The organism is Citrobacter sp. Marseille-Q6884, from assembly GCF_945906775.1.
Lineage (GTDB): Bacteria > Pseudomonadota > Gammaproteobacteria > Enterobacterales > Enterobacteriaceae > Citrobacter.
Genome location: NZ_CAMDRE010000002.1, coordinates 478,538 through 502,064 on the forward strand (window position 1 = coordinate 478,538; position 23,527 = coordinate 502,064).

The following is a 23,527-nucleotide window of genomic DNA, read 5'->3' on the forward strand; positions in this document are numbered from 1 at the left end:
TAGATAAATGAAACACCTTAAAAGTTTTAGTATCATATTCGTGTTGGATTATTCTGTGTTTTTGCGGAGAATGAAGTTGCCGACTGGTTAATGGACGTTAATCAGTATGCAGTGGCATAAAAAAGCAATAAAGGCATATAACAGAGGGTTAATAACATGAAAGTTAAAGTACTGTCCCTCCTGGTACCGGCTCTGCTGGTAGCAGGCGCAGCAAATGCGGCTGAAATTTACAATAAAGACGGCAACAAATTAGACCTGTATGGCAAAGTCGATGGCCTGCACTATTTCTCCGACAACAAAGGTGATGATGGTGACAAGACCTATATGCGTATCGGCTTCAAAGGCGAAACCCAGGTTAACGACCAACTGACCGGTTACGGCCAGTGGGAGTATCAGATTCAGGGTAACGCGCCTGAATCTGAGAACAACGCCTGGACGCGTGTGGCATTTGCGGGTCTGAAATTCGCTGATGCAGGTTCTTTCGACTACGGTCGTAACTATGGCGTGACTTATGATGTAACGTCCTGGACCGACGTTCTGCCGGAGTTCGGCGGCGATACTTATGGTGCTGACAACTTCATGCAGCAGCGTGGTAACGGTTTCGCAACCTACCGTAATACTGACTTCTTTGGTCTGGTTGATGGCCTGAATTTTGCTCTGCAGTATCAGGGTAAAAATGGTAGCGTAAGCGGTGAAAACGACACCGGTCGCGGCACGTTGAAACAGAACGGTGACGGCTTCGGTGGATCTCTGACTTATGATCTCGGTGCTGGCTTCGGTATTGGTGGTGCGATCACAACCTCTAAACGTACTGCAGACCAGAACGCTGCTGGCGTGTACGGTAGTGGCGACCGTGCTACGGTTTACACTGGCGGTCTGAAATATGATGCCAACAATGTCTATCTGGCGGCGCAGTACTCCCAGACCTATAATGCGACCCGTTTCGGCGATTCTAAATCTACTAATGCAAATGACATCTATGGTTTTGCTGATAAAGCGCAGAACTTCGAAGTTGTTGCTCAGTATCAGTTCGACTTCGGTCTGCGTCCGTCTGTGGCTTACCTGCAGTCCAAAGGTAAAGATATCAGCAATGGTACCACCAATTTTGGCGATCAGGATCTCGTGAAATATGTTGATGTTGGTGCGACTTACTACTTCAACAAAAACATGTCTACCTATGTTGATTACAAAATCAACCTGCTGGATGACAATGAGTTCACCCAACGTGCCGGTATTGCTACCGATGATATCGTAGCACTGGGTCTGGTTTACCAGTTCTAATTTGCGTTTATCGCTATCAAAGGCCCTTCGGGGCCTTTTTTAATGCCGTTTTTCTGACGTACAAACAAGACTTTTTGGTGTACTCTTGCGTCCGTTCGCATGAGGATAATCACGTATGGATATGATTTTTTGTCGTGCAGCCCTGCTGGCTGTAACGATCTTTTTTGTGGGATGTGATAATGCCCCGAAACCCGCTCAGACAACCGCACCAGCAGTCACGGTACTGGAAGGGAAGACCATGGGCACCTTCTGGCGAGTCAGCGTTGCCGATATCGATGCCAAACGCGCCGGGGAATTGCAGTCGAAGATCCAGACGCAACTTGATGCTGATGACCAACTCCTTTCCACCTATAAAAACGACTCTGCGCTGATGCGCTTTAACCTGTCGGGCAGCCTGTCGCCGTGGCCTGTTAATGATGCAATGGCTGATATCATCACGTCGGCGCTACGCATTGGCTCAAAAACCGATGGCGCGATGGATATCACCGTAGGACCGTTGGTCAATCTGTGGGGCTTTGGCCCTGATCACCAGCCATTGCATATTCCCACCCAGGAACAAATTGACGCCGCCAAGGCAAAAACCGGGCTGCAGCATCTGAAGGTGGTTAATGAGGCCCATCAGAATTACCTGCAAAAAGATTTACCGGAACTGTATGTGGATCTCTCGACCGTGGGAGAAGGCTATGCTGCCGACCATCTGGCCAGGCTGATGGAGCAAGAAGGGATTGCGCGCTATCTGGTGTCCGTGGGAGGCGCACTGAACAGCCGGGGAATGAATGGTGAAGGGCATCCGTGGCGTGTCGCGATCCAGAAACCCACCGATCGTGAAAACGCGGTGCAGGCGATAGTCGATATTAACGGGCACGGCATCAGTACTTCCGGCAGTTACCGCAACTATTACGAACTCGATGGCAAACGACTGTCCCATGTTATCGATCCTAAAACCGGTCGACCGATTGAGCACAATCTGGTGTCCGTGACGGTGATTGCGCCGACGGCGTTGGAGGCAGACGGGTGGGACACCGGGCTAATGGTACTTGGAACAGATAAAGCCAAAGAGGTCGTACGCCGTGAAGGGCTGGCGGTGTATATGATTGTCAAAGAGGGCGAGGAATTCAAAACCTGGATGTCGCCGCAGTTTAAAAGCTTTCTCATCAGCGATAAAAATTAAAAAGCAAGATTGCGGGTTTTTGCATCCTGCAATGCGGACACACTGAACCTAAGCGCTATGCTTAACAAAGGAGTCCAAAATGAAAAACGTTTCACATCTGACGGATGATGACCGCTGGCAATCTGTATTGGATCGCAATACAGAGGCTGACGGTCAGTTTGTTTTTGCCGTTCACACCACCGGTATTTTTTGTCGGCCATCCTGCCGGGCAAAACATGCGCTGCGTAAAAACGTCAGTTTCTTTGCGGATGCCGAGCAGGCACTGGCAGCCGGATACCGGCCTTGTAAGCGCTGCCAGCCGGATAAAGCGAGTGCGCAACAACAGCGGCTGGATAAAATTACCCGTGCCTGCAAATTGTTAGAGCAGGAGATCCCCCTTACGCTGGACGATCTGGCACAGCAGGTGGCGATGAGTCCGTTTCATTTACATCGCCTGTTCAAAGCCACGACGGGCATGACCCCGAAGGCCTGGCAGCAGTCCTGGCGTGCCCGCCGTCTGCGCGATGCCCTGGCGAAAGGAGAGCCGGTAACTCAGGCGGTTCTTAACGCCGGGTTTCCTGACAGCAGCAGTTACTACCGCAAGGCCGATGCCGCATTGGGCATGACGGCAAAGCAATTTCGTAAAGGCGGCGACAGGTTATCGGTTCGTTATACCCTGGCAGATTGCATACTGGGTCGTTGCCTGGTCGCGGAAAGTGAACGTGGTATTTGCGCGATTTTACTCGGCAATGATGATGCAACGTTGATATCGGAACTGCACGCGTTGTTTCCCACGGCGCAGGACGCCCCTGCGGATGCGGATTTCAGTCAGCATGTGAGTGAAGTGATTGCGGTGATTAATTCGCGAAATACACCGCTGTCACTGCCGTTGGATATCCAGGGCACGGCATTTCAGCAACAGGTGTGGCAGGCGTTACGGACGATCCCTTGTGGCGAAACGGTGAGCTATCAGCAACTGGCTAATGCCATTGGCAAACCGAAGGCCGTGCGTGCGGTGGCCAGTGCCTGTGCGGCGAACAAACTGGCTATCGTGATCCCGTGTCATCGGGTGATCCGCGGTGATGGTGCGCTTTCAGGTTACCGCTGGGGGATTGCCCGCAAGGCGCAACTGCTGCAACGTGAAACAGCCGACGAGGAAACATAATGCTCGATCTCTTTGCGGATGAGAAACCCTGGCAGGAACCGCTGGCATCGGGTGCAGTGATCCTGCGACGTTTTGCCTTTGAGGCTGCCCCTTCTTTAATACAGGCGATCGCCGCCGTTGCCAGCCAGTCGCCGTTTCGTCAGATGGTTACGCCTGGTGGTTATACCATGTCGGTGGCGATGACCAACTGTGGTCATCTGGGCTGGACAACGGATCAGCAGGGCTATCTTTATTCACCGTTCGATCCGTTGACCGGCGCACACTGGCCGCCGTTACCGAATGCTTTTGCCGACCTGTGCCATCAGGCCGCCATTGCTGCGGGCTACCCGGATTTTCAACCCGATGCCTGTTTGATTAATCGCTATTCGCCCGGGGCAAAGCTGTCATTGCATCAGGATAAGGACGAGCCCGACCTGCGTGCGCCTATCGTATCGGTTTCGTTGGGCCTGCCGGCCATCTTTCAGTTTGGTGGTTTGCGGCGTAACGATCCGTTAAAGCGCCTGCTGCTGGAACACGGTGATGTGGTGGTCTGGGGTGGGGAATCACGACTGTTCTACCATGGTATCCAGCCGCTTAAGACAGGCTATCATCCTCTGACGGCCGACTGCCGTTACAATCTGACATTTCGTCAGGCAGGTAAAAAAGAATAAAAATAAGAATTATTATTGCTGTCGGCGAAGAGATGTTTAAACTGCGGGCTGTTATCATTTGTCCGGGTTGTTTGCATGGAACTTTTACTTCTTGTCTGGCGGCAGTATCGCTGGCCATTTATCAGCGTCATGGCCCTCAGCCTTGCCAGCGCGGCGCTGGGGATTGGGCTGATTGCATTTATCAACCAGCGCCTGATTGAAACGGTCGATACCACGCTCATGGTTTTGCCGGAATTTCTCGGCCTGCTGCTTTTGCTGATGGTCGTTACCCTCGGCTCACAACTGGCGCTGACCACGCTGGGACATCACTTTGTCTACCGTCTGCGTAGCGAATTCATTAAACGTATTCTGGATACCCACGTCGAGCGTATCGAACAGCTCGGTAGCGCCTCGTTACTGGCCGGTTTAACCAGTGATATCCGCAACATTACCATCGCATTTGTCCGTCTACCGGAGCTGGTGCAGGGGATCATTTTGACCGTCGGTTCGGCGGCGTATCTGGCAATGCTCTCGACCAAAATGCTGTTAGTGACGGCAATCTGGATGGCAATCATCATCTGGGGCGGATTTGTGCTGGTAGCGCGGGTGTATAAACACATGGCGACCCTGCGTGAGACAGAAGACAAACTGTACAACGATTACCAGACTGTACTGGAAGGGCGGAAAGAACTGACGCTCAACCGTGAACGTGCTGAGCATATCTTCAACCAGCTGTACGTCCCGGATGCCAAAGAGTACCGCCACCACATTATCCGTGCTGATACCTTCCACCTGAGCGCGGTTAACTGGTCGAACATTATGATGCTGGGCGCAATAGGCCTGGTTTTCTGGATGGCGAATAGCCTGGGCTGGGCAGATACCAACGTGGCGGCGACCTATTCGCTGACGCTGCTGTTCCTGCGCACACCGTTGCTGTCTGCCGTCGGCGCGCTGCCAACGCTACTGACTGCGCAGGTCGCGTTCAACAAACTGAATAAATTCGCGCTGGCGCCCTTTAAGGCTGAATTTCCGCGAGCCGCCGCGTTCCCAAACTGGAAAACCCTGGAGCTGCGTAATGTCGTTTTCCATTACCAGGACAATCCGTTCTCCGTAGGACCGGTGAATCTGACCATTCATCGTGGAGAGTTGATCTTCCTGATTGGCGGCAACGGTAGCGGGAAATCCACGCTGGCGATGCTGCTGACCGGCCTGTATCAGCCGCAGTCGGGCGAGATCTTACTCGACGGAAAAGCGGTTTCTGTCGAAAAGCCGGAGGATTACCGTAAGCTGTTTTCCGCCGTGTTTACCGATGTCTGGTTGTTTGACAAGCTACTGGGACCGGAAGGAAAAGAGGCTAACCCGGCGCTGGTGGCGAAGTGGCTGGAACATCTGAAGATGGCACACAAACTGGAGCTTAACGACGGGCGTATCCTCAACCTGAAGTTGTCAAAAGGGCAGAAAAAGCGCGTGGCACTGCTGCTGGCCGTAGCGGAGGAGCGCGACATTATTCTGTTGGATGAATGGGCGGCCGATCAGGATCCGCATTTCCGTCGTGAATTCTACCAGGTGCTGTTGCCATTAATGCAGGATATGGGCAAAACCGTTTTTGCGATTAGCCACGACGATCACTATTTTATTCATGCGGATCGTCTGCTTGAAATGCGTAACGGTCAGTTGACTGAACTCCTGGGTGATGAGCGCGACGCTGCTTCGCGTGATGCCGTAGCCCGCACCGCGTAACACGGTATGCCCGATAGCGCTCTGCTTTTCGGGCATTTGACTGACGAGTGAATCGCCGTTTTTTTATCCACCCGGCAACACCGTTTATTGTTATTTACATAATTCAGCATCATGATTGATCATATTTCATATCATGGATTTATGATTAATGTCCGTAATAAACAAAAACAGCGCCAGGCTGCGTGACGAAGAACGTGCGCGTCTTATCTGGCTACTGACCACTGACAAAGCGATTATTTCCACGCTGTTGGGCAAGCTTACCCTGGCTGAGCAATATGACGTCGGTACATTAGCCGACGATATTGCTGAGGTAGGGGCGCTGGTGGCTCATCTGCCGCCGCCCGATCTGGCGGATACCCTTGAAGCATTGCCGTCCGAAGAGCGTCATGCCCTATGGCGACTGATCCAAAGCGATAAACGTGGCTACGTGCTGCTTGAAGCGTCCGAAAACGTCTGGGATGACCTGATCGACGAAATGTCCGACCGGGAGTTGCTCGACGCGCTGCAATACCTTGATATCGATGAACAGATTTACCTTGTTCAACATTTACCGCGTAACCTCACGGGCCGGTTGCTGGCGACGTTACCGGCAGAAGAACGGGCACGTGTTCGCCAGGTGTTGCACTACGAGAAGAATCGCGTCGGGGCGATCATGGAGTTCGAAGTCATCACCGTGCGTCCTGACGTGACGCTGGAGGTGGTGCAACGCTATCTGCGCCGGCTGGGAAAAATGCCGGAGAACACCGATAAACTGTTCGTGACCGACCGCGATAAAGTGCTCGTTGGCGAGCTCACGTTGACCTGCATTTTACTCAACGACGTGCAGCGAAAAGTCAGCGAGGTGATGGAAGACGATCCGCTCACCTTTGCGCCTGAAGACATTGCCGAACACGCTGCGCGAACGTTTGAACGTGATAACCTGGTCAGTGCGGCGGTCGTAGACCCGTCAGGCAAGCTGATGGGGCGATTGACCATCGATGAGATTGTCGATGTCGTCTATGAAGAGACCGATACCGATCTACGTCGGATGGGGGGGCTAAGCGCCGAAGAGGATGTGTTCGCCCCGGTCACCAAAGCAGTAAAAACTCGCTGGGCATGGCTGGCGATAAATTTATGTACGGCATTTATCGCTTCGCGCGTGATTGACGGTTTTGAACACACGATCTCGCAACTGGTGGCGCTGGCGTCGTTAATGCCCATTGTGGCGGGAATCGGCGGGAACACCGGCAATCAAACCATTACCATGATTGTCCGCGCGCTCGCGCTGCAAAATATTCAACCCGGAAACCTGACCTTCCTGATCCTGCGTGAAATGGGCGTGGCGCTGATCAATGGCCTTGTCTGGGGCGGGATCATGGGCGGAATCACCTGGTGGCTGTACGACGATATGGCACTCGGTGGTGTGATGACCCTGGCGATGATGCTCAATCTGCTGATGGCGGCATTGATGGGGGTGATCATCCCGATGACGATGGTGAAGCTCGGACGCGACCCGGCAGTGGGTTCCAGCGTGATGATCACCGCCATCACCGACACCGGTGGATTCTTTATTTTCCTCGGTCTGGCCACCATTTTTCTTCTTTAAACCCTCAGGTTACCGCACACACCACAGGCGTTGTGCGGTAACGCACAACGTGGTGTCTCTGCGCCTGACGAATGGGTTTACAGCGACGTCTCTCAAAAAAACCATAAAAAATCAACTTATCAATAACAGTTTTAAAATTAAAATATAATTTATAAACAATATTTAATTATTGTTACTTAAGTGTTACCGTTGGTGCCGCTCGATTTTCACCTGCAATAAAGCGAAAAAGCGATATTAAAAGTAAGGCATTAACATTATGAAAAAAGTGACTGCCATGCTCTTCACCATGGCATTAGGGCTGAATGTTGTCTCTATGGCGGCAAAAGCGAAAGCGACTGAAGAGCAGGAAACGGATGTACTGTTGATTGGCGGGGGCATCATGAGTGCCACGCTGGGAACCTATCTTCAGGAGCTGGAACCGCAGTGGTCTATGACCATGGTTGAGCGGTTGGATGGCGTTGCCCAGGAGAGTTCGAACGGCTGGAACAATGCCGGTACAGGGCACTCAGCCCTTATGGAACTGAACTACACGCCTAAAAAAGCAGATGGCACCGTTAGCATCGAAAAGGCCGTCGAAATTAACGAAGCGTTCCAGATTTCTCGCCAGTTTTGGGCGTATCAGGTCAACAATGGCGTGATGCATGACCCGCGTTCATTTATCACTACCGTTCCTCATATGAGCTTTGTCTGGGGTGATGAGAACGTGAATTTCCTGCGTGCCCGCTATGCGGCATTGCAGCAGAGCTCGTTGTTCCGTGGCATGCGGTACTCTGAAGATCACGCACAGATCAAAGAGTGGGCACCGCTGGTAATGGAAGGGCGCGATCCGAAACAAAAAGTCGCAGCCACACGTACTGAGATTGGTACTGATGTGAACTACGGCGAAATTACGCGCCAACTAATTGCATCGTTGCAGAAAAAGCCCAATTTTGCGCTGCAGCTGAGCACTGAAGTGCGTGGTTTTAAGCGTAACGCGGATAACAGCTGGACCGTTACGGTTGCCGATCTGAAAAACAATGAAGCGGAACACGATATCAAGGCGAAGTTCGTCTTTATCGGCGCCGGCGGTGCTGCGCTGAAACTGTTGCAGGAGACCGATATCCCGGAAGCGAAAGGCTACGCCGGATTCCCGGTTGGCGGACAGTTCCTGGTTGCGGAAAACCCGGATGTGGTGAATCGCCACCTGGCCAAAGTGTACGGTCAGGCGTCAGTAGGCGCACCGCCGATGTCCGTACCGCACATCGATACCCGTATTCTGGATGGCAAACGCGTGGTGCTGTTTGGGCCATTCGCGACGTTCTCCACCAAGTTCCTGAAAAACGGTTCACTGTGGGATCTGCTCAGCTCGACCACGACTTCCAACTTCATGCCGATGGTGAACGTTGGGCTGGATAATTTCGATCTGGTGAAATATCTGGTTAGTCAGGTGATGCTCAGCGACGACGACCGTTTTGCCGCGCTGCAGGAATACTACCCGCAGGCGAAAAAAGAAGACTGGCGTTTGTGGCAAGCGGGTCAACGCGTACAGATCATCAAAAGTGATGCGGAGAAGGGCGGCGTTCTGCGTCTGGGCACCGAAGTGGTGAGCGATAAAGAGGGTACGATTGCTGCATTGTTGGGCGCATCGCCGGGTGCATCCACCGCGGCACCGATCATGCTGCATCTGATGGAAAAAGTGTTTAAAGATAAAGTGGCCAGCCCGGAATGGCAGGCGAAGCTGAAAACGATTATTCCGTCTTATGGCACAAAACTTAACGGTAATGTCCAGGCTACGGAACAAGAGCTGCAATATACCAGCGAGGTTCTGGGTCTGAAATACGACAAGCCGCAGGTTGCCGATGTCGCGCCTTTACCGCAGTTGAAACCGCAGGCACAACCACAGCCTGAACAGAAAGCGGTCGCCGATATCGCGCTGTAAGCAAAATGCCTGGTGGTGATGTGAATGCACCATCAGGCATTATTGATTAACGGACTACGGCGTTCTGGACGTTCTCGTCTGCTTTCCAGATACGGTATTTCACTTCCACGTTTTCCGGGGTGTATACCACGATCGGCAGCTTGCTGTTGTAGCGCAGCATACCGTCTTCACCCAGATACGCGGTGATGAATTTCTTCTCTTTCTTGCCGTCCGGGCAGGCCATCATGGTTGAAACCGGAGAGGTAACTTTGTCGAATACGTAGTAGTCATAACCCCAACCTTCCAGCGTTTTGCTGTCCAGTTCCCCGCCAAGGCGATGTCTGTTGCAGTCCACTTCCAGCGTTTGTCCAATCAACAGTTCTACTTTGAGAGTAGATTCATCTTTCTCAGGAGCCAGCTGGATAACCTGGCGCTTCATTCCTTTTTCTGCTTTCGGATAAGGCGCGACTTTTTCCAGCGGCTGAGTGTTGGCATCATGGGTTGCAGCCCATGTTGTGGTGCTGGCGAAGGTGGCTAACAGGACGGCAGGGACAATTGTCTTCATCTTATTGTTCACAGTGTTTCCTTTCATCTTTCTTCTGAACGTGTTGATGGTAGGTTAGCATATTCAGAATATCTATAAATCTAAATTTACCTATATTTTAAGTGTATCGGTTGAATGTGTGCTTATTTGCTAGTGATATATTCTAAGAATAATCTCAATAATAAGATTATTCTCTGTTTTGGTTTGTCGTTATATAACTATGTATATAACTCATTGAAATGTGAGTAAAATCGCGTTTTTTCCCGCCAACTCCACACTCTTTTGATCCGGCAACAGCATTTACCCCGATTGGGGTATGCACCTCTAACACATCCTGAAATATCTTACTGTTAAAAATAACTACTTATAAATAGTGCGGTTTTTATTGTCGTTCAACCCGCGCAGGGAGAGCGTCATTCTGGAAGGACAATGTCATGGTTGATTTATCCCGTCGAGGCATGTTGACAGGCAGTTGGCGTAACGCCAGCAATGGGATCCGTCCGCCATGGAGCAGGGAAGCATCTCACTTTTTTACCCATTGCCTCCGTTGTGACGCCTGCATCCAGGCGTGTGAAACCGACATCCTGCAGCGAGGTCAGGGGGGCTATCCGAGCGTAAATTTCAAACACGGCGAATGCAGCTTTTGTTACGCCTGCGCACAAGCCTGTTCCGAATCACTCTTTCTTCCGCGCCACACCAGGGCATGGGATCTGAATTTTACGATCGGTGAAAGCTGTCTCGCGCATCAGTCTGTTGAATGTCATCGCTGTCAGGATAGTTGTGAACCCATGGCCATTACTTTTCGCCCCACACTGTCCGGTATTTATCAGCCACAGCTCGACAATCAGGCATGTAACGGATGCGGCGCATGTGTCGCTATTTGTCCGGTATCAGCCATCAATGCGGAGTACAACCATGGACACTAACTGGCAGGTCTGTAGCCTGGTCGTTCAGGCCAAAAGTCAGCACATCAATGATATCGCCAAACAGTTACGTTCGTTTCCAGGTTGCGAAGTTGCGCTTAGCGATGTGGAAAGCGGCCAACTGATCGTCGTGGTAGAAGCTGAACAAAGTGAAATGCTAATGAAAACAATTGAGTCAGTACGCAACGTTGCGGGCGTACTGGCGGTGTCGCTGGTTTATCACCAGCAGGATGAGCAAGGTGAGGAAACACCATGAAACTCAGTCGTCGTAGCTTTATGAAAGCTAACGCCGTTGCGGCCGCTGCGGCGGCTGCCGGGTTAAGCGTGCCGGGCGTTGCCCGCGCGGTCGTCGGTCAGCAAGAAGCGATCAAATGGGACAAAGCCCCGTGCAGATTTTGCGGCACGGGCTGTGGCGTATTGGTCGGGACGCAGCAAGGGCGTGTTGTGGCATGTCAGGGCGATCCAGATGCGCCGGTTAACCGTGGTCTTAACTGCATCAAAGGTTACTTCCTGCCGAAGATCATGTACGGAAAAGACCGTTTAACGCAGCCGATGCTGCGCATGAAAGACGGCAAATATCATAAAGAAGGTGAGTTCACGCCAATCACCTGGGATCAAGCCTTCGATGTGATGGAAGAGAAATTCAAAACGTCGCTGAAAGAAAAAGGACCAGAAGCGATTGGCATGTTTGGTTCCGGTCAGTGGACTATCTGGGAAGGCTACGCGGCAGCGAAGCTGTTCAAAGCGGGTTTCCGCTCAAACAACATTGACCCGAACGCACGTCACTGCATGGCATCGGCGGTAGTGGGCTTCATGCGTACCTTTGGTATGGATGAGCCGATGGGCTGCTATGACGATATCGAGCAAGCGGATGCGTTCGTTCTTTGGGGCTCGAACATGGCGGAGATGCACCCGATCCTGTGGTCGCGCATCACTAACCGTCGTCTGTCCGATCCGAATGTTAACGTCGCTGTGCTCTCGACCTTCCAGCATCGTAGTTTTGAACTGGCCGATAACGGTATCGTCTTTACGCCGCAGAGCGACCTGGTGATCCTCAACTATATCGCCAATTACATCATTCAAAACAATGCGGTAAACCAGGAGTTCTTCAGCAAACACGTCAACTTGCGCAAAGGGGCGACGGATATCGGCTACGGCTTACGCCCAACGCACCCGCTTGAGAAAGCCGCGAAAAATCCGGGTTCCGATGCATCCGAACCGATCAGTTTCGAAGAGTACAAGGCGTTTGTTGCCGAATATACGCTGGATAAAACTGCAGAGATGACCGGTGTTCCGAAAGATCAGTTGGAACAACTGGCGCAGCTGTATGCTGATCCGAAGAAGAAAGTCATCTCCTACTGGACGATGGGCTTTAACCAGCATACCCGTGGTGTATGGGCCAACAACCTGGTCTACAACCTGCATCTGTTGACCGGCAAAATTTCCCAGCCGGGTTGCGGCCCGTTCTCACTGACCGGCCAGCCTTCCGCCTGCGGTACCGCACGTGAAGTCGGGACGTTCTCACACCGTCTGCCTGCGGACATGGTGGTGACAAACGAAAAACACCGCGATATCTGTGAAAAGCACTGGAATATTCCTGCGGGGACGATTCCGGCGAAAGTGGGTCTGCACGCGGTAGCACAAGACCGCGCCCTGAAAGACGGCAAGCTCAATGTCTACTGGGTGATGTGTAACAACAACATGCAGGCCGGACCGAACATCAACGAAGAGCGTATGCCGGGCTGGCGCGATCCGCGTAACTTTATCATCGTTTCCGATCCTTACCCGACGGTCAGCGCGCTGGCAGCCGATCTGATCCTACCGACGGCGATGTGGGTCGAGAAAGAAGGGGCTTACGGCAACGCCGAGCGCCGTACTCAGTTCTGGCGTCAGCAGATTAAAGCGCCGGGTGAAGCGAAATCGGATCTCTGGCAGATGGTGCAGTTTGCCCGTCGTTTCAAAACCGAAGAGGTCTGGCCTGAAGCGCTGCTGGCACAGAAGCCGGAGTTACGCGGTAAAACACTGTATGACGTCCTGTTCGCCACACCGGCGGTGACGAAATTCCCGGTGAGCGAACTGGCAGAAGATCAACTGAACGATGAGTCCCGCGAACTGGGCTTCTACCTGCAAAAAGGGTTGTTCGAAGAGTACGCCTGGTTTGGTCGCGGTCATGGGCACGATCTTGCCCCCTTCGACGATTACCATAAGGCGCGCGGTTTACGCTGGCCGGTGGTTGAAGGTAAAGAGACCCAATGGCGCTACAGCGAAGGTCATGACCCGTACGTGAAGGCCGGCGAAAGCTACAAGTTCTACGGTAAACCAGACGGCAAAGCGGTGATTTTCGCGCTGCCATTTGAGCCGGCAGCGGAAGCACCGGATAAAGAGTATGACCTGTGGCTCTCTACCGGGCGTGTGCTGGAACACTGGCATACCGGCAGTATGACGCGCCGCGTGCCAGAACTGCACCGTGCCTTCCCGGAAGCCGTGCTGTTTATTCATCCTCTGGATGCGAAAGCGCGCGATCTGCGTCGTGGCGATAAGGTCAAAGTGGTTTCCCGTCGTGGTGAGGTGATTTCGATTGTGGAAACACGCGGTCGTAACCGCCCACCGCAGGGTCTGGTGTACATGCCGTTCTTCGATGCCGCTCAGCTGGTGAACAACCTGACGCTGGATGCGACAGATCCGCTTTCTAAAGAAACGGATTTCAAGAAGTGCGCTGTGAAACTGGCGAAGGTGTAACGCGTTATGTCCCGGTCAGCTAAACTCCAAAATGGCCGCCGCCGCTTTCTGCGCGATATGGTTCGCGCAGCGGGCGGGCTGGCCGCCGTTGGCGTGGCGCTGGGGTTGCAACAACAAACGGCACGCGCAACCGGTGTACGGCTGCGCCCGCCCGGGGCCGTGAATGAGAGTGCTTTCGCCAGCGCCTGCGTACGCTGCGGGCAGTGCGTGCAGGCATGTCCTTATGACACGCTGAAGCTGGCGACGCTGGCCTCCGGGCTGGCGGCGGGGACGCCGTATTTTATCGCTCGCGACATTCCCTGCGAAATGTGTGAAGACATTCCGTGCGCCAAAGTGTGCCCAAGCGGGGCGTTGGATCGGGATATCGAATCCATTGATGATTCACGCATGGGGCTGGCGGTGCTGCTGGATCACGAGAACTGCCTCAATTACCAGGGACTGCGCTGCGACGTCTGCTATCGCGAGTGCCCGAAAATCGATGAAGCCATCACCCTGGAACTGGATCGCAACATGCGTACCGGCAAACATGCGCGGTTTCTGCCTACCGTGCATAGCGATGCCTGTACCGGATGTGGCAAATGCGAAAAGGTGTGTGTGCTGGAGCAACCGGCCATAAAAGTGCTGCCGTTGTCACTGGCAAAAGGGGAGTTGGGACACCATTACCGCTTCGGCTGGCTGGAGGGGAACAATGGCAAATCGTAAACGTGATACCGGGCGCGAAGCACGGGCGAAAAAAGGCTGGTGGCGGAGTCACCGTTGGTTGGTGTTACGTCGTCTGAGCCAGTTTCTGGTGTTGGCGATGTTTCTCAGCGGTCCCTGGTTTGGCGTGTGGATCCTGCACGGCAACTACAGCAGTAGTCTGTTGCTGGATACCGTTCCCTTAACCGATCCGTTGATTACGCTGCAAAGTCTGGCCAGTGGGCATCTGCCCGCAACGGTCGCGTTAACCGGGGCGATCATCATTACGGTGTTGTATGCCCTTGCCGGCAAACGCGTATTTTGCAGTTGGGTCTGCCCAATGAATCCGGTGACTGATTTAGCCAGCGGGTTGCGCAGACGGTTTGACCTGAATCAGTCCGCAACCCTTCCCCGGCATATACGGTACGTCCTGCTGATCGTCATCCTGGTCGGTTCTGCTCTGACAGGCACGTTGTTGTGGGAGTGGATAAACCCGGTGTCTCTGCTGGGACGTAGCCTGGTCATGGGGTTCGGTAGTGGGGCGCTGCTGATTATTGCCCTGTTTTTGTTTGATTTACTGGTCGTTGAGCATGGCTGGTGCGGGCACCTTTGCCCATTGGGCGCGCTGTATAGCGTCGTGGGAAGTAAAGGGGCATTAACCGTTTCGGCGAAAGGCCGCGAGAGATGTAACCGCTGTATGGATTGTTTTCATGTTTGCCCGGAACCGCATGTGCTACGTGCGCCGGTGCTGGATGAGCAAAGCCCGGTGCAGGTAACCAGTCGCGATTGCACGGCCTGCGGTCGCTGTGTGGATGTCTGTTCTGAGGATGTTTTTACAATAACAACACGATGGAGTTCGGGAGCGAAATCATGAAAAGCCATGACCTGATTAAAGCGCTGAGTCAATGGACGGCCGCGCTGGCCCTGGTAGTGAGTGGGGCAGTTTGGGCTGCAAACGGAGTGGATCTGAGCCAGTCGCCGGAAGTCTCGGGGACGCAGGAAGGGGCGATTCGCATGCCGAAAGAGCAAGAGCGTATGCCGTTGAACTATGTGAATCAGCCACCGATGATTCCGCACAGCGTTGACGGTTACCAGGTGACGACCAACACCAACCGCTGCCTGCAATGCCACGGTGTGGAAAGCTATCGCACCACTGGCGCGCCGCGCATTAGCCCGACGCACTTTATGGACAGCGACGGCAAAGTACTGGCCGAGGTCGCTCCGCGTCGTTATTTCTGCCTGCAGTGCCATGTTCCGCAGGCTGATGCGGCACCGATTGTCGAAAATACCTTCACCCCCTCGAAAGGTTACGGGAAATAAGAGGTCATTATGGAAAATTCTAACCGTAAACCAGGCTGGATTAAGCGCGTCTGGCAATGGTGGCGTCGCCCCAGTCGTCTGGCGCTCGGCACGCTGTTGTTAATCGGCTTTGTGGGCGGCATTATTTTCTGGGGCGGCTTTAATACCGGTATGGAAAAGGCCAATACTGAAGAGTTCTGCATTAGCTGTCACGAAATGCGCAACACGGTATACCAGGAATACATGGAAACCGTACACTACAACAACCGTAGTGGTGTACGTGCGACTTGCCCTGATTGCCACGTCCCGCACGAGTGGGGCCCGAAAATGATTCGTAAAATCAAGGCCAGCAAAGAGCTGTACGCGAAAGCACTGGGGTTAATAGATACACCGCAGAAATTTGAAGACCACCGTTTGACGATGGCGCAAAATGAATGGCGGCGTATGAAAGACAATAATTCGCAAGAGTGTCGAAACTGCCATAATTTCGAGTTTATGGATTTAACCGCCCAGAAAGGCGTTGCGGCCAAAATGCATGATCAGGCCGTGAAAGATGGGCAAACATGTATTGACTGTCATAAAGGGATAGCACACAAACTGCCTGATATGCGTGAAGTCAAACCGGGCTTTTAACAGGATGTAAATATTCAGGATGCTTGAGGCCAGAGAACTGCTCTGTGAGCGGGATGACAGAATACTGTTCAGTGAGCTGTCATTTCGCGTAAACGCAGGTGAATGGGTGCAAATTACCGGGAGTAACGGCGCAGGGAAAACCACTCTGCTGCGGTTGCTTACCGGGCTGGCTCGTCCAGACGCCGGAGAGGTTTGCTGGCAAGGGCAACCGCTGCATCAGGTGCGTGACAGCTACCATCAGGAATTACTGTGGATCGGACATCAGCCGGGGATTAAAACCCGGCTTTCGGCGTTGGAGAATCTGCGTTTTTTTCATCACGATGGTGATACCACACAGTGTCTTTCAGCGCTCGAGCAGGCGGGGCTTGCCGGATATGAAGATATCCCGGTAAATCAGCTTTCTGCCGGTCAACAACGCCGTGTGGCGCTGGCTCGCCTCTGGCTGACGCGCGCCCGGCTGTGGATCCTCGACGAACCGTTCACGGCAATTGATGTGAATGGCGTTGATCGACTGACTCAGCGTATGGCACAGCATACGGAGCAGGGCGGTATTGTCATCCTCACCACTCACCAGCCTTTAAACGTAGAAACCAATAAAGTGCGGCGCATTGCGCTGACCCGTGAGAGGGCTGCGCAATGATGTGGCGAATTTTCCGTTTAGAGCTTCGGGTTGCGTTCCGTCATAGTGCGGAGATCGCCAACCCGCTATGGTTCTTCCTGATTGTGATTACTTTATTTCCGCTGAGTATTGGCCCGGAGCCACAGCTACTGGCACGCATTGCGCCGGGCATTATTTGGGTCGCGGCGCTGCTGGCATCGTTACTGGCGCTGGAGCGGTTATTTCGTGACGACCTGCAGGACGGTAGCCTGGAGCAGTTAATGCTGCTGCCATTGCCGCTGCCGGCAGTGGTGCTGGCGAAGGTGATGGCGCACTGGGTGGTGACAGGCCTGCCGTTGTTGATCCTTTCGCCGCTGGTGGCATTGCTGCTGGGAATGGATATGTACGGCTGGCAGATTATGGCGCTGACGCTGCTGCTCGGTACCCCGACGCTGGGGTTTCTCGGTGCGCCAGGGGTTGGGCTAACGGTGGGCTTAAAGCGCGGCGGTGTGCTGCTAAGCGTACTGGTGCTGCCGCTCACGATTCCACTACTGATTTTTGCGACCGCGGCAATGGACGCGGCCTCCATGCACTTACCCGTTGAAGGGTATATGGCGATTCTTGGTGCACTGCTGGTTGGAAGCGCGACGCTAAGTCCTTTTGCGACGGCTGCCGCGTTACGGATCAGTGTGCAATAACCTGTTGTCTGATGGCGTGACGCTATCAGTCTGCAGGAGCAGGCAGTGTATCGGCCGGATAAGGCGAAACCGCCATCCGGCATAACGGAAGTTTCATTTGTTTTGCTTGAGTCTGGTGACTGAACTATGTGGAAAATACTTCATCAACTGGCGATGCCCCCACGGCTCTATCAGATCTGTGGCTGGTTTATCCCGTGGCTGGCGATTGCCAGCGCAGTGATACTGGCCGCAGGCTGGATCTGGGGGTTTGGTTTTGCGCCTTCGGATTATCAGCAGGGACAGAGTTATCGCATTATCTACCTGCATGTTCCTGCGGCCATCTGGTCGATGGGGATTTATGCATCCATGGCGGTTGCCGCGTTTATCGGTCTGGTCTGGCAGATGAAAATGGCTAACCTGGCATTGGCTGCGATGGCGCCAGTCGGCGCTGTGTTTACTTTTATCGCGCTGGTGACCGGTTCTGCATGGGGTAAACCAATGTGGGGAACCTGGTGGGTATGGGATGCCCGACTCACTTCTGAACTGGTGCTGTTGTTTCTCTATGTCGGCGCCATTGCGCTGTGGCACGCGTTTGATGACCGCCGCGTGGCGGGCCGTGCTGCCGGTATTCTGGTGCTGATTGGCGTGGTGAACTTACCGATTATTCACTACTCGGTAGAGTGGTGGAATACCCTGCACCAGGGATCAACCCGTATGCAGCAAAGTATTGATCCGGCGATGCGCACACCGCTTCGCCTGGCGATCGTCGGCTACTTGCTCCTGTTTATCACGCTGACGCTGATGCGTATGCGTAATCTGATTTTGTTGATGGAAAAACGCCGCCCATGGGTGAGTGAACTGATCTTAAAAAGAGGCCGCCAATGACCCCTGCATTTGCATCCTGGAGTGATTTTTTCTCGATGGGCGGTTACGCCTTGTATGTGTGGCTGGCGGTGGTGCTGAGCGTGATCCCGCTGATTGTCCTGGTGCTGCATTCAGCGTTACAGCATCGCGCGATTTTACGTGGCGTGGCGCAGCAGCGGGCGCGAGAAACGCGCATGCGTGCGGCACAACAACGGGAGGCAGCGTGAATATTCGGCGTAAAAATCGGTTATGGATAGCCTGTGCGGTACTGGCTGGTCTGGCATTGACCATCACGCTGGTGCTCTATGCGCTGCGTTCAAACATCGACCTGTTCTACACACCGGGCGAAATTCTCTATGGTAAGCGAGAGACCCAGCAGATGCCTGAAGTCGGCCAGCGTCTTCGCGTTGGCGGCATGGTGATGCCGGGAAGCGTCAAGCGCGATCCGCAATCGCTGAAGGTGAATTTCAGCATCTATGACGCCGAGGGCGTGGTGGATGTCACGTATGAAGGTATTTTGCCGGACCTGTTCCGTGAAGGGCAGGGCGTGGTCGTTCAGGGGGAACTGGATAAAGGCAATCATGTACAGGCAAAAGAGGTTCTGGCTAAACATGATGAGAATTACACCCCGCCGGAAGTTGAAAAGGCGATGCAGGAAAACCATCGTCGCCCGGAAAGCGTTTATAAGGATAAAACGTCATGATGCCTGAAATTGGCAATGGCCTGTTGTGTCTTGCGCTTGGCATTGCATTACTGCTTTCAGTCTATCCGCTGTGGGGTGTAGCGCGTGGCGATGTCAGAATGATGGCCTCTGCGCGACCTTTTGCCTGGGCGTTGTTTATCTGCGTGATGGGCGCGTTTCTGGTCTTGATTAACGCCTTCGTGGTCAATGATTTTACGGTGACCTATGTCGCCAGTAACTCCAATACCCAACTCCCGGTGTGGTATCGCGTGGCGGCAACGTGGGGCGCACATGAAGGCTCACTGTTGCTGTGGGTGCTGTTGATGAGCGGCTGGACGTTCGCCGTGGCGCTGTTCAGTCAGCGGATGCCTCTGGATATCGTCGCCCGAGTCCTGGCGGTAATGGGCATGGTCAGCGTGGGTTTCCTGCTGTTTATCCTGTTTACCTCGAACCCGTTTTCTCGCACGTTGCCTGACTTTCCCATTGAAGGGCGCGACCTGAATCCACTGTTGCAGGACCCTGGACTTATTTTCCATCCACCGTTGCTGTATATGGGCTATGTCGGCTTCTCCGTGGCGTTTGCGTTCGCGATTGCCGCGCTGATGAGCGGGCGTCTGGACAGCACTTTTGCCCGTTTTTCCCGTCCGTGGACGCTGGCGGCGTGGGTATTTCTGACGCTGGGCATTGTGCTTGGTTCCGCCTGGGCGTACTACGAACTTGGCTGGGGCGGCTGGTGGTTCTGGGACCCGGTCGAAAACGCCTCGTTCATGCCGTGGCTGGTGGGGACTGCGCTGATGCACTCTTTGTCGGTAACCGAACAACGTGCCAGCTTTAAGGCCTGGACGCTGTTGCTCTCGATTTGCGCATTCTCTCTGTGCCTGTTGGGGACATTCCTCGTGCGTTCAGGCGTACTGGTATCGGTGCATGCGTTTGCCTCCGATCCCTCGCGCGGGATGTTCATTCTTGCTTTTATGGTGGTGGTCATCGGCGGTTCGCTACTGCTCTTTGCCGTGCGAGGGCATAAAGTTCGCTCGCGGGTGAATAACGCACTCTGGTCGCGAGAGTCTCTGCTTCTGGGAAACAACGTTCTGCTGATTGCCGCCATGCTGGTGGTGCTGTTGGGCACGCTGCTGCCGCTGGTGCACAAGCAACTGGGTCTGGGCAGTATTTCGATTGGCGAACCGTTCTTTAATACCATGTTTACATGGCTGATGGTGCCGTTTGCGTTGCTGCTGGGGATTGGACCGCTGGTGCGCTGGGGGCGTGACAGACCACGTAAACTGAAAACGTTGCTGATTATCGCGTTTGTCACGACGCTTGTGCTCTCTCTGCTGCTGCCGTGGCTCTTTGAAGATCGCATCGTGGCCATGACGGTCGTCGGTATGGCAATGGCATGCTGGATCTTTGTGCTTGCCATCTCTGAAGCGTGCCTGCGAATTTCTCGCGGCACCCGGTTGACGCCGAGTTACTGGGGGATGGTGTCAGGTCACGTGGGGCTGGCTATCACGATTGTCGGTATTGCCTTTAGTCAGAACTATAGCGTTGAACGCGATGTGCGTATGAAGGCGGGCGATAGCGTCAGTATCCATAACTACCAGTTCACCTTCCGCGAAGTGAAAGATATTACCGGACCTAACTACCGTGGCGGCGTCGCTATTATCGGCGTTACGCGTGAGGGTAAACCGGAAGCGATCCTGCATGCGGAAAAACGCTTTTATAACAGCACCAGTTCGATGATGACCGAAGCGGCGATTGACGGCGGGCTGACGCGTGACCTGTACGCCGCCTTGGGTGAAGAACTGGATAACGGCGCATGGGCTGTGCGTCTGTACTACAAACCGTTTATTCGCTGGATTTGGGCCGGAGGATTGCTGATGGCGCTGGGCGGATTGTTCTGCCTGTTTGATCCACGCTATCGCCAGCGCGTGCGTCCTCGCACGGCTGCGCAAAAAGACGCTCCGGAGGCGGTATGAAGCGCAACGCACTCTTAATTCCGTTTATTATTTTTCTCGTTATTGCGGCAGCGCTTTTGTGGCAGTTGGCGCGTAATGCCCAGGGTGACGATCCCACGAATCTGGAATCCGCTCTGATCGGTAAACCTGTGCCCACATTCCGTCTGGAGTCACTGGAAAACCCGGGCCAGCATTATCAGGCTGATGTGCTGACTCAGGGCAAACCGGTGTTGCTAAACGTCTGGGCAACCTGGTGCCCTACCTGTCGCGCTGAACACCAGTATCTGAATCAGCTCTCCGCGCAGGGCGTTCGGGTCGTGGGTCTGAACTATAAAGACGATCGTCAGAAGGCCATTGTCTGGCTGAAAGAGCTGGGCAATCCTTACGCGCTGAGTTTGTTTGACGGTGACGGTATGCTCGGCCTGGATTTGGGTGTTTACGGCGCGCCGGAGACTTTCCTGATCGACGGTAAAGGTATTATTCGCTACCGCCATGCGGGCGATTTAAACGCCCGCGTGTGGGAGAGCGAAATCAAACCGTTGTGGGATAAGTACAGTAAGGAGGCTGCGCAATGAGATTTCTACTGGGCATGCTGATGCTGGTTGTCTCTGGCTCAACGCTTGCGACCATTGATGTGATGCAGTTTAAGGATGAAGCGCAGGAACAGCAATTCCGCCAGCTGACTGAGCAGTTGCGCTGCCCGAAATGCCAGAACAACAGCATTGCCGACTCTAACTCGATGATTGCCACCGACCTGCGTCAGAAAGTTTACGAACTGATGCAGGAAGGAAAAAGTCAGAAAGAGATCGTCGATTACATGGTGGCGCGTTACGGCAACTTCGTCACATACGATCCGCCGTTGACGCCGCTTACCGTGCTGCTGTGGGTAATGCCTGTCGTGGCGATTGGTTTGGGAGGCTGGATTATTTTTGCCCGCTCTCGCCGGCGCGTACGAGTGAAGCAGGAGGAATTTCCTGACGATATTCTTCCCGATGGAAAGCGGGGCGGGTTGTTGCTGTTTATACCGGGAATAGTGATCGCACTGGCTGTTGGCGCGGTGAGCTATTACCAAACCGGTAATTATAAACAGGTCAAAATCTGGCAGCAGGCCACTGCACAAACGCCTGCATTATTAGAACGTGCACTGGATCCGAAAGCTGAACCGTTGAATGAGGAAGAGATGACACGGCTGGCGTTGGGGCTACGCACACGTCTGCAATCGGATGCCGGGAATATTGAAGGTTGGATCATGCTTGGGCGTATCGGCATGGTACTGGGAAATGCCAGTACGGCGACCGAAGCGTATGCAAATGCTTACCGTCTTGATCCGAAAAATAGCGATGCCGCGCTGGGTTATGCGGAAGCGCTGACCCGCTCCTCCGATCCGGAAGATAACCGTCGGGGAGGGGAGTTGCTACGCCAACTGGTCAGAAGCGAACATGCTAACGTACGTGTGTTGAGCATGTATGCGTTTAATGCATTTGAACAGCAGCGCTTTGGCGAAGCGGTGGCCGCCTGGGAGATGATGCTGAAACTGTTACCAGCCAACGACACACGTCGGGCAGTGATAGAACGCAGTATAAAACAGGCGCTGGAGCAACTCACGCCGCAGGAAAAATAAGACCTGATCGCCCGATGGCGCTGTGCGCATTGGGCGCAGAAGGGGAATGCTGGCCGGGGAGTTTTATCCGGCCAACATGTTGTTTACTGCATACCGCGCGTTTGCAAAAACAGGATGGTCGCAGCCACTCGAGAGCGCACGTTAAGTTTGCGCAGCAGGTTGCGAATATGCACCTTCACCGTTTGCTCAGAGATGTTCAACACCGATGCAATCTGTTTGTTTGATAACCCTTGAGCCAGCTCGTGTAAAACATCCAGTTCGCGTTCGGTCAGTATGCTGAATGGATCTTCTTGCTCGCCAAACAGTTCACGTTCACGCAAATACTCACTGACGCGTTCGCTGAATACCTTACCGCCATTGGCTCCCTTCCTGATAGCCTCAAGCAGCACTTCCGGATCGCTGTCTTTGAGCAGATATCCATCAGCCCCGGCATCAATCAGTGCATAAACATCGCTGGCAGAATCAGAAACCGTAAGGATGATGATTTGCGCGGTGACGCCATCGCGACGTAACGCATTCAGCGTATCAAGCCCACTCATGCCTTTCATGTTGAGATCTAACAGGATCACATCCAGATCAAGACGATTCGCCAAATCGATCGCACTCGCGCCATCGCCCGCTTCGGCAACCACTTCAAACGCGGGGTCCAGTTGCAATAATTGACTAATTCCTCGCCGCATCAGAGGATGATCGTCGACAATAAGCACCTGAAAAGGCATTGCTTCAGGCATGTTATTCTCCTGGGTATTTATTAGTATCATTATTGTTTTCAGCGCGCGAATCGTCCAGATTCAGCGAGCTGATGAGAGAATAAATTTTACCCTAATTTGTGCATGGGTAAGTAGCAAAACCTATGCAGAAAGGGGAGTA

Annotated in this window: 24 protein-coding genes; 22 read left to right on the forward strand and 2 right to left on the reverse strand. The window is 53.5% G+C overall.

What is annotated here, in order from left to right:
- Positions 1 to 156: 156 nt before the first annotated feature.
- The 7 genes from N7268_RS17265 to mqo all read left to right on the forward strand — a co-directional run bounded on the left by N7268_RS17265 (position 157) and on the right by mqo (position 9,468).
- Positions 157 to 1,281, forward strand: a complete 1,125-nt coding sequence (locus N7268_RS17265; protein WP_260863829.1) for a porin OmpC — start codon at positions 157 to 159, stop codon at positions 1,279 to 1,281.
- 115 nt (positions 1,282 to 1,396) lie between these two features.
- Positions 1,397 to 2,452 carry an FAD:protein FMN transferase ApbE gene (gene apbE, locus N7268_RS17270; RefSeq protein ID WP_260863830.1) on the forward strand — a complete coding sequence of 352 codons (1,056 nt, stop codon included), beginning with the start codon at positions 1,397 to 1,399 and terminating at the stop codon, positions 2,450 to 2,452.
- A 79-nt stretch (positions 2,453 to 2,531) separates the two neighbouring features.
- Complete coding sequence (gene ada / locus N7268_RS17275) at positions 2,532 to 3,596, forward strand: bifunctional DNA-binding transcriptional regulator/O6-methylguanine-DNA methyltransferase Ada (RefSeq protein WP_260863831.1); 1,065 nt, start codon at positions 2,532 to 2,534, stop codon at positions 3,594 to 3,596.
- Positions 3,596 to 4,246, forward strand: a complete 651-nt coding sequence (alkB, locus tag N7268_RS17280; RefSeq protein ID WP_409929203.1) for a DNA oxidative demethylase AlkB — start codon at positions 3,596 to 3,598, stop codon at positions 4,244 to 4,246. The genes ada and alkB overlap by 1 nt, the downstream gene beginning before the upstream one ends.
- 75 nt (positions 4,247 to 4,321) lie before the next feature.
- A complete protein-coding gene (locus tag N7268_RS17285) occupies positions 4,322 to 5,965 on the forward strand; it encodes a multidrug ABC transporter permease/ATP-binding protein (protein WP_260863832.1) in 1,644 nt (547 codons plus the stop codon).
- 148 nt (positions 5,966 to 6,113) lie between these two features.
- Positions 6,114 to 7,550, forward strand: coding sequence for a magnesium transporter (gene mgtE, locus N7268_RS17290; RefSeq protein ID WP_260863833.1), 1,437 nt, complete (start codon positions 6,114 to 6,116; stop codon positions 7,548 to 7,550).
- 256 nt (positions 7,551 to 7,806) lie between these two features.
- The gene (gene mqo / locus N7268_RS17295; protein ID WP_260863834.1) at positions 7,807 to 9,468 is read left to right on the forward strand and encodes a malate dehydrogenase (quinone); all 1,662 of its coding nucleotides are present in this window, start codon (positions 7,807 to 7,809) and stop codon (positions 9,466 to 9,468) included.
- A 46-nt stretch (positions 9,469 to 9,514) separates the two neighbouring features.
- Here the strand turns inward: mqo and eco are convergent, their stop codons facing one another.
- Positions 9,515 to 10,012, reverse strand: coding sequence for a serine protease inhibitor ecotin (gene eco, locus N7268_RS17300; RefSeq protein ID WP_260864694.1), 498 nt, complete (start codon positions 10,010 to 10,012; stop codon positions 9,515 to 9,517).
- Between the two features lie 413 nt (positions 10,013 to 10,425).
- Between eco and napF the strand changes: the two genes are divergently transcribed.
- The 15 genes from napF (at position 10,426) to N7268_RS17375 (ending at position 22,657) form a co-directional block, all read left to right on the forward strand.
- A complete protein-coding gene (gene napF / locus N7268_RS17305; RefSeq protein ID WP_198903557.1) occupies positions 10,426 to 10,917 on the forward strand; it encodes a ferredoxin-type protein NapF in 492 nt (163 codons plus the stop codon).
- Positions 10,907 to 11,170 carry a chaperone NapD gene (gene napD, locus N7268_RS17310; RefSeq protein ID WP_260863835.1) on the forward strand — a complete coding sequence of 88 codons (264 nt, stop codon included), beginning with the start codon at positions 10,907 to 10,909 and terminating at the stop codon, positions 11,168 to 11,170. Before napF ends, napD begins: the two co-directional genes overlap by 11 nt.
- Positions 11,167 to 13,653 (forward strand): nitrate reductase catalytic subunit NapA, encoded by a 2,487-nt coding sequence (gene napA, locus N7268_RS17315; protein ID WP_260863836.1) that lies wholly within the window; start codon positions 11,167 to 11,169, stop codon positions 13,651 to 13,653. Before napD ends, napA begins: the two co-directional genes overlap by 4 nt.
- A gap of 6 nt (positions 13,654 to 13,659) precedes the next feature.
- A complete protein-coding gene (gene napG / locus N7268_RS17320; protein ID WP_260863837.1) occupies positions 13,660 to 14,355 on the forward strand; it encodes a ferredoxin-type protein NapG in 696 nt (231 codons plus the stop codon).
- Positions 14,342 to 15,205 carry a quinol dehydrogenase ferredoxin subunit NapH gene (gene napH, locus N7268_RS17325; RefSeq protein WP_260863838.1) on the forward strand — a complete coding sequence of 288 codons (864 nt, stop codon included), beginning with the start codon at positions 14,342 to 14,344 and terminating at the stop codon, positions 15,203 to 15,205. The genes napG and napH overlap by 14 nt, the downstream gene beginning before the upstream one ends.
- The gene (gene napB, locus N7268_RS17330) at positions 15,202 to 15,651 is read left to right on the forward strand and encodes a nitrate reductase cytochrome c-type subunit (RefSeq protein ID WP_198903562.1); all 450 of its coding nucleotides are present in this window, start codon (positions 15,202 to 15,204) and stop codon (positions 15,649 to 15,651) included. Before napH ends, napB begins: the two co-directional genes overlap by 4 nt.
- A gap of 9 nt (positions 15,652 to 15,660) precedes the next feature.
- The gene (gene napC, locus N7268_RS17335; RefSeq protein ID WP_003027548.1) at positions 15,661 to 16,263 is read left to right on the forward strand and encodes a cytochrome c-type protein NapC; all 603 of its coding nucleotides are present in this window, start codon (positions 15,661 to 15,663) and stop codon (positions 16,261 to 16,263) included.
- 19 nt (positions 16,264 to 16,282) lie between these two features.
- A complete protein-coding gene (gene ccmA, locus N7268_RS17340; RefSeq protein ID WP_260863839.1) occupies positions 16,283 to 16,903 on the forward strand; it encodes a cytochrome c biogenesis heme-transporting ATPase CcmA in 621 nt (206 codons plus the stop codon).
- On the forward strand, positions 16,900 to 17,559 hold the full coding sequence (gene ccmB / locus N7268_RS17345; protein ID WP_045445367.1) for a heme exporter protein CcmB: 660 nt from the start codon (positions 16,900 to 16,902) through the stop codon (positions 17,557 to 17,559). Before ccmA ends, ccmB begins: the two co-directional genes overlap by 4 nt.
- A gap of 126 nt (positions 17,560 to 17,685) precedes the next feature.
- On the forward strand, positions 17,686 to 18,423 hold the full coding sequence (locus N7268_RS17350; protein WP_260863840.1) for a heme ABC transporter permease: 738 nt from the start codon (positions 17,686 to 17,688) through the stop codon (positions 18,421 to 18,423).
- Positions 18,420 to 18,629, forward strand: a complete 210-nt coding sequence (ccmD, locus tag N7268_RS17355) for a heme exporter protein CcmD (RefSeq protein WP_260863841.1) — start codon at positions 18,420 to 18,422, stop codon at positions 18,627 to 18,629. Before N7268_RS17350 ends, ccmD begins: the two co-directional genes overlap by 4 nt.
- Positions 18,626 to 19,105 carry a cytochrome c maturation protein CcmE gene (ccmE, locus tag N7268_RS17360; RefSeq protein ID WP_047409891.1) on the forward strand — a complete coding sequence of 160 codons (480 nt, stop codon included), beginning with the start codon at positions 18,626 to 18,628 and terminating at the stop codon, positions 19,103 to 19,105. Before ccmD ends, ccmE begins: the two co-directional genes overlap by 4 nt.
- Positions 19,102 to 21,057, forward strand: coding sequence for a heme lyase CcmF/NrfE family subunit (locus N7268_RS17365; RefSeq protein WP_260863842.1), 1,956 nt, complete (start codon positions 19,102 to 19,104; stop codon positions 21,055 to 21,057). Before ccmE ends, N7268_RS17365 begins: the two co-directional genes overlap by 4 nt.
- Positions 21,054 to 21,611 carry a thiol:disulfide interchange protein DsbE gene (gene dsbE, locus N7268_RS17370; protein ID WP_260863843.1) on the forward strand — a complete coding sequence of 186 codons (558 nt, stop codon included), beginning with the start codon at positions 21,054 to 21,056 and terminating at the stop codon, positions 21,609 to 21,611. Before N7268_RS17365 ends, dsbE begins: the two co-directional genes overlap by 4 nt.
- Positions 21,608 to 22,657, forward strand: coding sequence for a cytochrome c-type biogenesis protein CcmH (locus N7268_RS17375; protein WP_260863844.1), 1,050 nt, complete (start codon positions 21,608 to 21,610; stop codon positions 22,655 to 22,657). Before dsbE ends, N7268_RS17375 begins: the two co-directional genes overlap by 4 nt.
- 83 nt (positions 22,658 to 22,740) lie before the next feature.
- On the opposite strand, the gene narP is transcribed toward N7268_RS17375, so the two are convergent.
- Positions 22,741 to 23,388, reverse strand: a complete 648-nt coding sequence (narP, locus tag N7268_RS17380) for a nitrate/nitrite response regulator protein NarP (protein WP_198903568.1) — start codon at positions 23,386 to 23,388, stop codon at positions 22,741 to 22,743.
- Positions 23,389 to 23,527: the final 139 nt, after the last annotated feature.